This window comes from uncultured Nostoc sp. (assembly GCF_964245575.1).
GTDB lineage: Bacteria > Cyanobacteriota > Cyanobacteriia > Cyanobacteriales > Nostocaceae > Nostoc.
The window spans coordinates 35,159-48,072 of record NZ_CAXTNP010000021.1 but is presented as its reverse complement, the minus strand read 5'-3'; the positions used below and the strand labels follow the sequence as shown (position 1 = coordinate 48,072).

General features: G+C 41.0%; 14 protein-coding genes and 1 pseudogene. 8 read left to right on the top strand and 7 right to left on the bottom strand.

Annotated features, from left to right (window positions below; genetic code table 11):
• Positions 1-38 precede the first annotated feature (38 nt).
• The 5 genes and pseudogenes from ACFFAP_RS05735 to ACFFAP_RS05715 all read left to right on the top strand — a co-directional run bounded on the left by ACFFAP_RS05735 (position 39) and on the right by ACFFAP_RS05715 (position 2,623).
• A complete protein-coding gene (locus tag ACFFAP_RS05735; RefSeq protein ID WP_375510318.1) occupies positions 39-581 on the top strand; it encodes an NAD(P)H-dependent oxidoreductase subunit E in 543 nt (180 codons plus the stop codon).
• A gap of 464 nt (positions 582-1,045) precedes the next feature.
• Positions 1,046-1,348: pseudogene (locus tag ACFFAP_RS05730) on the top strand (PD-(D/E)XK nuclease family protein); the annotation flags it as partial.
• Between the two features lie 27 nt (positions 1,349-1,375).
• On the top strand, positions 1,376-1,690 hold the full coding sequence (locus ACFFAP_RS05725) for a hypothetical protein (RefSeq protein WP_375510315.1): 315 nt from the start codon (positions 1,376-1,378) through the stop codon (positions 1,688-1,690).
• Between the two features lie 21 nt (positions 1,691-1,711).
• Positions 1,712-1,990, top strand: coding sequence for a hypothetical protein (locus ACFFAP_RS05720; protein ID WP_375510314.1), 279 nt, complete (start codon positions 1,712-1,714; stop codon positions 1,988-1,990).
• A 57-nt stretch (positions 1,991-2,047) separates the two neighbouring features.
• Positions 2,048-2,623 carry a Uma2 family endonuclease gene (locus ACFFAP_RS05715; RefSeq protein ID WP_375510313.1) on the top strand — a complete coding sequence of 192 codons (576 nt, stop codon included), beginning with the start codon at positions 2,048-2,050 and terminating at the stop codon, positions 2,621-2,623.
• A gap of 54 nt (positions 2,624-2,677) precedes the next feature.
• On the opposite strand, the gene ACFFAP_RS05710 is transcribed toward ACFFAP_RS05715, so the two are convergent.
• From ACFFAP_RS05710 to ACFFAP_RS05695, 4 genes are all read right to left on the bottom strand, one after another.
• Positions 2,678-3,106, bottom strand: coding sequence for a type II toxin-antitoxin system VapC family toxin (locus ACFFAP_RS05710; RefSeq protein WP_375510312.1), 429 nt, complete (start codon positions 3,104-3,106; stop codon positions 2,678-2,680).
• Positions 3,103-3,351: a plasmid stability protein gene (locus ACFFAP_RS05705; protein WP_375510311.1), complete on the bottom strand. Its 249-nt coding sequence runs from the start codon at positions 3,349-3,351 to the stop codon at positions 3,103-3,105. Before ACFFAP_RS05705 ends, ACFFAP_RS05710 begins: the two co-directional genes overlap by 4 nt.
• Positions 3,352-3,953: 602 nt before the next feature.
• Positions 3,954-4,895 carry an XDD3 family exosortase-dependent surface protein gene (locus tag ACFFAP_RS05700; RefSeq protein ID WP_375510310.1) on the bottom strand — a complete coding sequence of 314 codons (942 nt, stop codon included), beginning with the start codon at positions 4,893-4,895 and terminating at the stop codon, positions 3,954-3,956.
• A 526-nt stretch (positions 4,896-5,421) separates the two neighbouring features.
• On the bottom strand, positions 5,422-6,804 hold the full coding sequence (locus tag ACFFAP_RS05695) for a 1-acyl-sn-glycerol-3-phosphate acyltransferase (protein ID WP_375510309.1): 1,383 nt from the start codon (positions 6,802-6,804) through the stop codon (positions 5,422-5,424).
• Between the two features lie 150 nt (positions 6,805-6,954).
• Between ACFFAP_RS05695 and ACFFAP_RS05690 the strand changes: the two genes are divergently transcribed.
• Complete coding sequence (locus ACFFAP_RS05690) at positions 6,955-8,769, top strand: proline--tRNA ligase (RefSeq protein WP_375510308.1); 1,815 nt, start codon at positions 6,955-6,957, stop codon at positions 8,767-8,769.
• 296 nt (positions 8,770-9,065) lie between these two features.
• Positions 9,066-9,677: a GerMN domain-containing protein gene (locus tag ACFFAP_RS05685; protein WP_375510307.1), complete on the top strand. Its 612-nt coding sequence runs from the start codon at positions 9,066-9,068 to the stop codon at positions 9,675-9,677.
• 158 nt (positions 9,678-9,835) lie between these two features.
• On the opposite strand, the gene ACFFAP_RS05680 is transcribed toward ACFFAP_RS05685, so the two are convergent.
• From ACFFAP_RS05680 to efp, 3 genes are all read right to left on the bottom strand, one after another.
• Complete coding sequence (locus ACFFAP_RS05680; protein ID WP_012407243.1) at positions 9,836-10,183, bottom strand: metalloregulator ArsR/SmtB family transcription factor; 348 nt, start codon at positions 10,181-10,183, stop codon at positions 9,836-9,838.
• 75 nt (positions 10,184-10,258) lie between these two features.
• A complete protein-coding gene (gene accB / locus ACFFAP_RS05675; protein WP_375510306.1) occupies positions 10,259-10,816 on the bottom strand; it encodes an acetyl-CoA carboxylase biotin carboxyl carrier protein in 558 nt (185 codons plus the stop codon).
• Between the two features lie 108 nt (positions 10,817-10,924).
• Positions 10,925-11,482 carry an elongation factor P gene (gene efp / locus ACFFAP_RS05670; protein ID WP_114083704.1) on the bottom strand — a complete coding sequence of 186 codons (558 nt, stop codon included), beginning with the start codon at positions 11,480-11,482 and terminating at the stop codon, positions 10,925-10,927.
• A 283-nt stretch (positions 11,483-11,765) separates the two neighbouring features.
• Between efp and ACFFAP_RS05665 the strand changes: the two genes are divergently transcribed.
• Positions 11,766-12,872, top strand: a complete 1,107-nt coding sequence (locus ACFFAP_RS05665) for a peptidylprolyl isomerase (RefSeq protein WP_375510305.1) — start codon at positions 11,766-11,768, stop codon at positions 12,870-12,872.
• Positions 12,873-12,914 lie beyond the last annotated feature (42 nt).

The window sequence follows — 12,914 nt, the reverse complement described above, 5'->3', positions numbered from 1 at the left end:
ATCCCCAATCCCCAATCCCCAATAACTTTTTATCAATCATGGGTGACAAATATTTGACTTTATCAGAATTAAACCTTGAGGGACAGTTACTAGGTTTTGTTGGTGGTGAACCAGGAAAATATAAATACTTAGAATTGGCAGTTCCATCTGGAAATGTGGAAATTAAACTGCCTAAAGAGTTACGCCGTTCTCTAAGTTCATCCTTAGTTCCTGGCCAGCAAATTCGCGTTTGTGGTCATAGTAAGGTAGACTCACGCACAAGTAAAATAAAAATTAAAGCCTATCGGGTGACACCAATTGATGTGTGTCCAATTCAAAATTTGCCACTCCAACCCAAAGCCAAGATTATGGTGTGTCAAAAGGGTGGTTGCCTCAAGCGTGGTGGTAAAGGGTTTTTATCAGAATTAGAAAAAACTTTGGGCGATCGCGGTTTGTTAGACAAAGTTACCATTGAACATACTAGTTGCCAAAAATGCTGTAGCAGCGCCCCCAACTGTGTTTTAGAAGTTGGTAAAAAGAAATACAAGAATATTCATCCTGAAGCGATCGCATCTTTGCTAGAAAGTCACTTAACAGAGTAATAATCTTCTCTAGCTATTCTTAAAATAATACACAACTTTGTAGGGGTAAAAATTTTACCCCTATTTGTTGTAAGTATCGTCTATATAGCACCCTTGTCAAACTGCGATCGGCTAAGTTATAACTGCTGCAACGTTAGTAATAATAAATACAAACAGAACTTAGAAAAATTTCCTGTAGTCATGCTTGAAGATGACTACAAGCTTAGTTATTGTGTATACCTTTTTTGAAATTACCTTAAATACTTAAAATATAAATGTCTTTATTTAGCAATTTACTCAACCTACATTCAGCAAACAAACCGCGTGAAGATTTTTTTAATGAAATTTTTGCTTATTTTTTGTCACGGAATAATGATATTTTACTTGATTGACTAAAACATCACTCAATCATTAGTGATGATAATTATTCCAGCATCAAGATTTAAACTCAACAAGAATACAAAGGACTTGAAAACCATACAGAGGATAGCAGACTTGATATTGTGGTTGAACTGTCAACTGGTTTAAATACAGATGTAATATTTATTGAATCAAAAATTGGCTCGAAGGATAGAAATAATGCTTTAAAAAGATATGCTGAACTTTTGAGTAACTTTCCAAATGTTAGACATCGAATTTTAATTTATATCACCCGTGATTATAACTCAAAAGAAGAAATCAAGACTCCAGCATTTAATTTAGAGCCAAGAGTAAGTTTTTATCAATTGAGGTGGCATCAATTTTATGCCCGCTTACAACAACACGCGAGTGATATATTAGCCCAATAAATGCTAATTTTCATGATGAAAAATAGAATGTCTCACACAAATCAATTTTCATCGGTTGACTTATTGACAATGGTGAATTTTAACAAAACTCTCAATCTCATGGAATCAACCCTCAGTGATGAAGTGCAAGACAAATTCAACCTAGCTTTTGGACGTGTTATCAAAGGCGCAGCAAGTAGAACTCAATGGAAATGGGACGATAGATATATTATCTACACCTACTTTTCTTCTTCCACATGGGATTTCTGGTGTGGTCTTGGATACTTCTATTTAAATCCAAGCAATTTAACTGATTATCCATATCTAGGTATATTTTTGCAGGTTTCTCCTACTTTTGGATAACGCCCAAAAATTATTGAGTCAATGCAGCAAGTGATTAACAATAAGCCTAATATATGGACTCCTGTTAATTTAAAAGTTTTGCCAGCATGGTCAGGTATATTCTATCGAAAAAGCCTACAAGAGTTTTTATCTCAAGAAAACCAGTTATCTGCTATTAAATTATTTTTCCAAAAGTCAATAAAGGAATTAAAAACGATTCAGGAACAATATTTTGATTTTCCTTGGAAGGGCGTAAGTATAGAAAAAGCTACAGAAGCTGATAAAGAAGACCTTGATAGCTCACCATCTTTCATCGCATAATTTTAATCAGTTACAGCTATATTAAGATAAAAATAACTCTGCATTCTCGTAGTTGTTATGAGCCTTACCACTGCTAAACGCTTTACTATAGCTGAATATCACCGTTTAGCTGAACTCGGCTTCTTTGAAGAGAATGACCGAGTTGAGCTAATTAAGGGTGAAATAATCCAGATGTCAGCAAAAGGTACATCGCACTCTGTTTGTGCAACACGCCTAGAGCAAAAATTATATAAGCTAGTAGGCGATCGCGCAACCCTGCGAGGACGACAACCAATTACTTTGTCTGACAACAGTGAACCTGAACCAGATAGAGTAATTGCAAAAAATAGAGATGATGACTATTTAGCAAATCATCCCAGCCCATCTGATATTTTACTCTTAATTGAGATTGCTGATTCATCCTTAAAATACGAGCAAGAGGAAAAGCTACTTATTTATGCAGAAGCAAATATCTCTGATTATTGGATATTTAATTTAGTAGATAATTATCTGGAGTGCTACAGCGAACCTTATCAAACTTTGCAAGTTAAATTTGGTTATCGCCGCAAGTTGATTTATCTGCCAAACGAATCAGTTAATCTGCCCTGTTTCTCTGATTTAGTTGTGGATTTATTTAAGGTGTTTCCAAGTTAAGATATAAGGGGCGATGTCTAACCACAAGCCACTGCACGTCTACGAGTATAGCTTCTATCTGCTGGAGACTTCCCAAGGATTAATAATAGAAATACCATACCCTTCAAAGTCAGAGAAATTGCGTGTTGCTATGGTTGCTGTATGGGTGTAACAAATAGCTGCAATCTGAGCATCAGCTTGGGAAATAGGAGTACCATTGTGTCTTCTTTGAGACGCAATATTAGCAAAAGCTACAGCAGCAGCTTGATCAAAAGGAAGAACACGCCCAGCGAAATCTTCTGAGAACATCAGTTGTGCTGCTTGACTAAGTTCTTCTCGCCGTTTTCCCGCAGGGAGTAAGGCGATACCATACAGAATTTCTGCTTGAGTAATTGTTGTGGTAAACAGACTCATTAACGATTGTTGAGCAGCCCAAATCCGAACTATTTCAGACTTTTTAGGCTTCATTAATTCTGACAAAACGTTTGTATCAAGAATAATCATTCTTCAAATGCTGATACGGTGCGAATAGGTTCTCTAGGAATTTCCGGTAATTCAAAGTCTCCCAAATTCGCAAAACGTTCCTCAATTATAGTAGCTAAGTTTAAAGGATATTCGTGATTTTCTGTTAGAGCTATACAAAGAATTTCTCTAGCTTCTTCTTCAAGGGAACGACCATGTTTTTCCGCTCGTTTTTGTAGACGAGATTTGATGTCATCATCAAGATTAGATATAGTGATATTGTTCATAATCAATTGATAGCATTTTTATGTCAAGCTTATTATAGCGAGTATACCTGCTATAACGTCTTATATAACTAAGTATTCTTGTTTATTATGTTACTTACAACCCTGATTCTTATCAGCATGATAAACATGAACCTTTTGAAGTTTATCGGCTAGAAAAAGGTAAATATGTGCGCCAGCTTGGTTAACCCGCATGGATACCTGAAATAGGCTTGGGAATTGCTAGAGGTGAAGGTATTCATGAAGGATGACAGCGCAAGTGGCTATACTGGTTTGATGAGCAAGGTAATAGATTTCCCACTCCAGAAGAACTTGCAGAACAAGCAAATATTCGTGCTAAACAGGAACGACAGCAGCGAGAATTACCTGAGTAGTTTTTGTATTTGATAACTATCTTAGAGAAAAAATGCCCTTACTTTATAGTAAGAGCATTGAAATTTACTTATTTAATGTTTAGTGTGGAAATCTATGGAGCTTGGGATACTTTTCGCTTAAGCTTTCTCGAAAGTTCTATTACTCCAGCTATTATTTTTACTGAGGAAAATGTAATCTTTTCTCGTGTCCATAATCACTGAAGATAAATCAAGCTGTATTGCCAATAGTCCTTACCCAATTGCTACAATAGACCTCTTGCGCCGTTTGCTACCAGCTAAGGCCAGACCAACGATTCCTAAACCAGTGAGACTAGCAGGCTCAGGAGTCGATTGGACAATACCAGATTTCTTGAATTCAAATGCAATGGTTTGTGTGCCGTTGAATTTGTTGGCATCATAGCCAGTGGTTAGCAACTGCTGCGTTACATCACCCTGTGCTAGAAACGAGATTCCATTAAGATATTTTCCAGAGTCAATGACATTGAGATTAAATGTATTGTCATTGCCGTTATTAGTAAAGTAACTACTGGTCAAATCAGCATAACTGGCAACACCACCACCTATTTTTACCTGACTTTCGTAAGAATTCCCTCCTCCTGCCAAACCACCATATGTAGCAACAGTGTAGCCTTCTTTGATATCAGTAACTGTCTTTGCCTGAACACCACTATAAACACCTAGTTGTTGTACCCCTGAAGCATTCACTGAGGAGAAATGAATACCAAACAAATCCCCGCTGCTCATTGCATTTTCAAAGGTCTTACCCGCCATGTTGAAGAACAAATCACCATATCCAATCTGACCACCTGCTGCACCCCCTTCAGCCTCTCCTGTCAACTTCATATTGCCATTGATTGCCACAATGACGCTGGTAGCAGTTTCTTTGATAGCCATACCAGAGATATCGTAGGGATTTACTGTCCCTGGTGCGGCACCAACCCAGTAGTTCCCATTCATTCCATCTGTGTTTGAATCAAATGCATATTGCCAGCCGCTAGCATCAGTGGGGTTTTGACCCATCAAAAGACCAGTAGTGTCATTGAGACACTCCAAAGATATGCTAAATGCTGTTCCCTTTAAGTCGGAGGCATATGCTCCTTGACCAGCCACAAAGAAGATTCCAAAAGTAGTAACGCCAATCTTCAGTAAATTGAGTAAGTTGTGAGTTTTCATTATTTATAACTTGATTGATTTAGAGAATCACAATTTCCTGGACTTCTCTATTTGTAAGTGGAATTACAAAAACAAAAAAGCGTAATTCTTCTGAAAATATAGTTTGCATAACTTAACAGTAATTTTATAAAACTCAAATAACCAATTACATATTTAGTTGAAATTACTTTGATTTTACCTAATTTTTTTCAATGTGAAATAGGAGTAAAGCTAAGTAGGCCTAGTAGCCTAAGATTTTTTGCGCCTTTTTACTTAGATAGTTTTGAAAAATTTTTGGGTTTGTGTAAGCTTAATGAACTATATCCCGCCAGCATCTCCGTACAGGGTATCAAACCCGCGATCGTTAGAAATTTGTTGTCTGCATTAATCTACTTTAGAAAGTAATATCCACCTCGGATGAACACTTGGGCATTTACATTGCACTCTTGCTACTTAAGGAAGTCAGGATCCAGGGGTCAAAATCAATAAGCCTCCTGACGACTGACACCTTTATTCTGCTTCCTAGCTAAAGATGCAACCCTCCTCATCAAATCAATGCTTCCAACGCGTGTTGCAAATCATTCGTCACTTCAGCAACAGCTTGCCTAGCACCCAAACGATTTTCTTTATACGCTGGGTAGCGCTCAGAAACAGATATCGGTTCACCCACAGTAATTTTGACTTTTTGCTTACCCAATTGCGGACGCCAGACAGCTTTATCGCCTTTTATTTTAGTAATCATCTGCCATAAAATTAAAGTTGTCTCAGCAAACCTTTCTACCGTTGGATTTTCTCGAATATAATTCCCAGAAACTGCTACAAAACTTTCTACTAAACGCATGTGCCACATCCGCGCATTCGCTTCTTCAGCAACGCGATCGCCTAAAGCTCTTTCAACAGCAGAGACTCCTTTTACATCCTTAAAATCTTCTCTAAATATATAATTCCACCCAGCTTGTTCTACTCGCCGACATCGGTCACTCAAAGTACCTTTTGAGTGCAAATCAAAATACTGTTCTGATATTAGTAGCGCCGCATTTAATAAAGCTTGCAAACGAACAGCTAATGCTTCATTTCTATCTTCAATTTCTCCTACTACTGTTTTGATATCTGGCAGCTTTAGATGATAAAACCGCGTGTAAAATTTTTCCATCAACGAAAGTAAATGTTCTGCCAAAGTCAACAACCGGGGATAAAGCGACTCGATAGAAGCATGTTCTGCTGGATTCACAGATAAACCACTAGCCGCTTCCAATTCACTTAAAAGATTAGCGATCGCATCCCAAGGAGCATCAACGTAACTATATTTAATCCCAACTGGTACAATTAGAACCTGTTGGTCGCGTCCAGCTTTGTGCAAATCTTCAGCACACCAAAAGCCTAATTGGGCGATACCAGGTTCTAGGGGGCTAATATTTTCCGATAAACCATTGGTTGCACCCTCTGGCGCAGCCGCCATTGGGAATTTCCCATTAGCGAATAAGTCACGCGCCGAACGTAACCCCGTCCAGTCAGCCTTACCTCGCTGAATCGGAGTCCCACCTAAATGAGAAGCAATCCAGCCAACGTGGGAACCTGCCCATAGAGGAATGCCGCGATCATAGATAAAATGAGCGTGAATCGGAAGTTGTAGCGCTGTGTCTTGGGATCGTGCTACCTTTGGCACCAGTTGAGACAGCAAGTAGCCTAAACAAAGTGGATCGTCCGTTTTTGGATGGCGAAATGCCAACATAAAACGGATCTTACCCTCCTGAAACTGGCGATAGAGATCCACCAGAACCTTTACATTGTCTGCTTCAATTTGAGTAATAGCTGTTTTCCAGTTTATCCAACTGGGTAGCAACAGATGGACAACTCGTAAAAATAAGGGGTTAAACGCCGGAGGAATAAATTCTAAGGGTGCTTGTGCTTGATAAATTACATTTGCCAAGGTAGTTTTCTCCTAAAGTTGTAAGAAAAAAAGGCGGAAGGCTATAAGTAAAAATGAAAAATAAATAACACTGTGTACTTTGTACTTCATCCTTAATACTTCATACTTTAGTTGACATAGAAATTAGCGATCAAAGAAAGGCAATAAACGATGCGACTCTCACAAATGTTATTCGTTACACTTCGGGATGATCCAGCTGATGCTGAGATTCCTAGCCATAAGTTATTACTCCGTGCAGGTTACATTCGTCGCATCGGTAGCGGGATCTATGCTTATCTACCGCTAATGTGGCGAGTACTACAAAAAGTTTCCCAGATTGTGCGGGAAGAAATGAACGCTACAGGCGCACAAGAATGTCTCCTACCACAATTACAACCAGCTGATTTATGGAAGGAATCGGGACGCTGGGACACTTACACCAAAGCTGAGGGGATCATGTTTTCCCTAATTGACCGCCGTGAGCAACAATTAGGATTAGGCCCAACTCATGAGGAAGTAATCACCACGATCGCTCGTGATATGATTCGCTCTTATCGCCAGCTACCTCTACATCTCTACCAAATTCAAACCAAATTCCGCGATGAAATTCGTCCCCGCTTTGGTTTAATGCGCGGACGGGAATTTATCATGAAAGACGGCTACTCTTTCCATGCCGATGAAGCCAGCCTCAAAGAAACTTACCAGGATATGTATAAAGCGTACAGCAATATGCTGCAACGTTCTGGTTTAGCTTTTCGGGCAGTGGAAGCTGATTCTGGTGCAATTGGCGGTTCTGGTTCCACAGAATTTATGATTTTGACGGAAGCTGGTGAAGACGAAGTTCTCTACACTGAGGATGGTAAATACGCCGCTAACGTAGAAAAAGCTGTTTCTTTACCAATTGACGCCGAAACCTCACGGTTTACAACCTATGAGAAACGAGATACACCTGGAACAGAAACGATTGAAAAGGTATGTCAACTGCTCAACTGTTCTGCTACTCAATTAGTAAAAAACGTCCTTTATCAGACAGTTTATGATAATGGGATAACGGTGTTAGTTCTGGTGAGCATCCGAGGCGATCAGGAAGTTAATGAAGTCAAGTTGCAAAATGAATTGACCAAATTAGCTTCGGAATATGGTGCTAAAACTATTATTAGTTTGAATGTACCAAATATAGAAGCAAAGCTTGCATGGACAGCTAAATCTCTACCTTTAGGCTACATTGCGCCAGACATCGCAGATGAGTATATTAACGCCAATAAACAGATCCACCCCAAATTTTTGCGCTTAGTAGATCAAACAGCCGTTGATTTAAAAAACTTTGTTACAGGCGCGAATGAAGCTGGCTATCACGTAGTCGGTGCTAATTGGGATGAGCAATTTAATCTACCAAACGCTGTAGTAAATATACGAAAAGCAAAACCAGGCGATCGCGCCATCCATAACCCAGAACAAGTCTTACAAAGCGCTCGTGGAATTGAAGCAGGTCATATCTTTCAATTAGGTACTAAATATTCCCAACCGATGGGAGCAACTTATACCAATGAACAGGGTGAAGAAAAGCCGCTATTTATGGGTTGTTTTGGTGTAGGTGTATCACGATTAGCGCAAGCTGCCGTAGAGCAATCTTACGATAAAGATGGGATTATTTGGCCAGTTGCGATCGCACCCTACCACGCGATTGTCACAATTCCTAACATTAAGGATGCTCAACAAATCGAAATCGCCCAAAAACTTTACACAGAACTCAATCAAGTGGGAATTGAAACCTTACTAGATGACCGCGATGAACGGGCTGGAGTTAAATTTAAAGATGCTGACTTGATTGGCATACCTTACAGGATTGTAACCGGACGTGCGATCGCTAATGGCAAAGTCGAAGTTGTAGAAAGAGCAACCCGCAAATCTCAAGAAATTGTCATTGAGGAAGTTACAACCACACTCAAACAGTGGATTAACGCCAAAATTCAGGTAAAAAATTAAACACAAAATTTCTGCAGAGGAATCAATACTTTACTTTGCGTTCCTCTGCGTTTTACTCAGCGTTCCTCTGCGTTGTAAATTTAATCTTCAATCATCTCCAAAAAGAATGAAATTTACATAATTTGGCAGGTGACGAATCAGAAATAGAAATTCTAAAATTAAATCATGGACTTGAAGAATTAAAAATAATCGCCTCCTCCAGGTAGCGGGAAACTCTTCAGTTATAAGTATCGTCCTTAACCAGGCTGCTCCTCACATAATTACCATATCAGCCCTCAGTCAGGAAGGTTTTGAACATGAAAGGCCAACAAGGATCTAATCGTATTTCTTCAGGCGCAATTGCAGCTGTGTCAGCAGTAGTTGTAGCCGTGGGTGGCGGTGTGGCTTGGTTTACTACACACTCCAGCAATACACCCACACCACCAAACCCCTCTGGGCGCATCGCTCAACCACCACAGCCATCAACTAGGCAGCCAACTAATGAGCAAAGCCCTAATGTTTATTGGCTAAGACCAACGGACAAAAATGTTACTTTAGTCCCCCAGCCTGTTAGAGTCGCTTCTATACGACCCAGCCAGCCATTAGAAGCAGCTTTCCAAAGTTTGTTAGCAGGCCCAACAGAAGGGACAGATTCCACAACCATCCCCAAAGGAACCAAACTTTTGGGGCTGAAGTCAGAAAATGACGAAGTTCACGTTAATTTATCTGAAGATTTTACCAGTGGTGGTGGAAGCACATCAATGATGGGCCGCGTCGGCCAAGTTGTTTACACTGCGACAACTTTAAATCCTAAAGCCAAGGTGTACATTGACGTGAACGGCAAACCGTTGGATGTATTAGGTGGTGAAGGTATAGAGTTACAACAGCCACTAACTCGTGAAAGCTTTCAGAAAAATTATCAGCTTTAGTTATTAGTCATTAGTCATTGGTCACTTGTACTGACTTGTACTGAGCGCAGCCGAAGTAGCGTAGTCGTAAAGCCTGCGGCATAGCTACGCTTAGGGCGCAGCCTCTCCAAGAGTTGTATTGGTCATTGGTCATTAGCAAAGAACAAATGACAACTGACCTAACGTTTGCTATTTAATACACGAAAATTACGGGCTTGTTCTTCTAACCTTGTGGCAAGGCGATCGCAAACCCGATTACACAAATCAAAAATCATTTCATCTTCCACCCGGTAATAGGCGCAAGTTCCTTCACTGCGGCGGCTAAGGATACCTGCTTGCCACATTACCTTCAGGTGTTTTGACACATTTGCCTGAGAAGTCTGTGTTGCCTCTACCAACTCTTGCACGCATTTTTCTTCATCCCGTAATAAGTGGAGCAGCCGCAAGCGCATCGGCTCACTTAACAGGCTGAAGTATTCAGCTACTTGTTGCACCACTTCTGGCGGTAAAGGCAACGTTTGTTTCATCAGGATTAACCCGCAAGGACTGAAGTTTTAAGGATGACTCATTTGGGATGACTCATTTGATATATAGATTAATACTTAATCGGGGTTAATTCGCATCAAAGGTTGACCATATTCTACAGCGTCACCATTTTGGAGAAGAATTTCCATCACCTGTCCAGAGACTTCGGCTTCGATTTCATTCATCAGCTTCATAGCTTCAATGATACAGACTGTTTGACCCTTGCGGATGCGATCGCCCACTTCCACAAATGCCGCTTCCCCAGGCGCAGGAGCGCTATAAAACGTTCCTACCATTGGGGAAGGCACTTCTACTAATCTTTGGTCAATGATTGAGGGAGGATTTACTGACAACTGCAATGGTGTGCTAGTACCAGTATTCTCAAACACACGAGATGTGGACACCTCCGTTACTTGACTCGTGTTCATCTGGTTTCCTCCAGATGAACCCGATGTCAAGCCCGAACCCACCACACCGCCGAAGGTCGCTTGACCTACCGACAACATCTGATTGCTGACGCTCACAGCCTTACGGACTGTTAGTTCAAAATCATTGCTTTTGAGCGTCACTTCTGCAATATCTGTTTGGGCGATAGTTGCCAGTAGTTGGCGGATTTCATTAAAGTCCAATGGCACAGTTTTTATTACCTCGACCTATCCGTAAATGAGCATCTTAAGTGTGGCAGGGATTAAATCCAGATTTAGGGATTTCCATCGGGACTTGCATCTCCGTAGAGATGAAAGTTATTCCCTGCTGATATATTTATCTTCCTGAGTATCAACTTTGATGCGTTCTCCTTGGGAAATAAATAAAGGAACCATCACAATTGCACCAGTTTCCAGAGTTGCTGGTTTTGAGCCACCGGTAGCAGTGTCACCTTTTAAACCTGGATCTGTTTGTACAATTTCCAAAACCACAGACTTAGGCAATTCTACTCCCAGCACCTGGTCACCCCACTTAATAACTTCGGCTTCCATACCTTCCTTGAGGTATTTGACGCGATCGCCAATTTGTGCGCGGGTCAATCTGCCTTCTTCGTAGGTTTCCATATCCATAAAGACGAACTCATCGCCCTCTTTATAGGTATGCTGCATCGTGCTTTTTTCTAGAGTGGCTTGCGGAACTGTTTCCCCGGCTCGGAACGTTTTTTCCATGACGCTGCCACTCTGGACATTTTTTAACTTAGTTCGGACAAAAGCGGAACCTTTACCTGGCTTGACGTGCAGAAATTCAAGCACTCGCCATACAGACCCATCTAATACAATTGAAACACCGGGTCGAAAGTCGTTACTGGAGATCATGAAACTTTCAAATTTTGGAAGACAATCGGCATTTATTGTACCCTTCTAGGGTCGTCATTGGGCATTTGTCATTAGTCATTAGTCAATTGTCACTTGTACTGAGCTTGTCAGCCAGCGTAGCCGTAAAGCCTGCGGCATAGCTACGCTTAGGGCGAAGCCTCTTCTTCGAGTTGGGCGTAGTCGAAGTATTTGTCATTTGTCATTTATCCTCCACCCTTAACGTGGGAAGATTATTGATGGGTTACGTCCAGTCAACAATCTAATGCTGCATTTGAGTTATCCCATGCTTAACTTATTAAAATCCTGGCTGAAGAACAGCCTAATGGCAATACTGCTGGTAACAATATTTTTAGGCATAACTACAGCTGGGTGGACTCCCTCCAGTAGCGCCGCACTGCCAGCCGGCAATGCAATTACCGATGGTAAGGCTTTGTTGCGGTATGCACTCCCGATAGATAACAAACCTGTACGGCAACTACAAGCCAGTCTAGAGGACATCTCTGCCCAACTGCGGGCGAATCGGCGTTGGGGTGCTATTTCCAAAGACATCAGCCAAGCATCCCGCATTCTCGATAAACCCTCCCAAATCTTAACAAGCGTTCCCGCAGAACGCCAACCCCAAGCCGAAGCTTGGATTACCGAGTTGAAATCTGGGGTGGGTAAATTAGAAGAATTGGCGAACAGCAAAGATAAAGAACAAATTCTACAAGAGAGAAGCAAACTTCTAAATCTCGTCACTGGGCTAGAAGAGTCAATGGTGAAAGAATTCCCCTTTGAAGTGCCAGCCCAGTACAGTAACCTGCCACAACTTAAAGGTCGTGCCACTGTAGAAATCAAAACCAACAAAGGCGATTTGACCCTTGTAGTAGATGGTTATAGTGCCCCTGTCACTGCTGGTAATTTTGTAGATTTGGTGCAGAGGGGTTTTTATAATGGCTTAGAATTTACCCGTTCTGAAGAATCTTACTTTCTGCAAACTGGAGATCCAGCCGGTAAGGATGTGGGTTTCATTGATCCAAACACGGGTAAATATCGCGCTATTCCCTTAGAAGTCTTAGTTCAGGGTGATAAAGCACCTACTTATGGCATTACTCTAGAAGAAGCTGGTCGTTACGTTGATATGCCAGTTCTACCTTTCTCTGCCTTTGGTGCAGTAGTGATGGCTCGCCCTGAAAGTGAAGTCAATGGTGGTTCTTCGCAATTCTTCTTTTTCCTCTTTGAACCAGAACTCACCCCCGCCGGACGCAACCTATTAGATGGTCGTTATGCCGTTTTTGGCTATCTCACCGAAGGCAGAGAAGTTTTGGATAAACTGAAGGCTGGTGACAAAATTGAATCGGCAAAAGTCGTTCAGGGAATAGAAAATCTGGTTGAGCCGCAAGCAGCATAACAAGGGAGCAGGGAGAGCAGGGGAAGAATAATTCCTGTACAG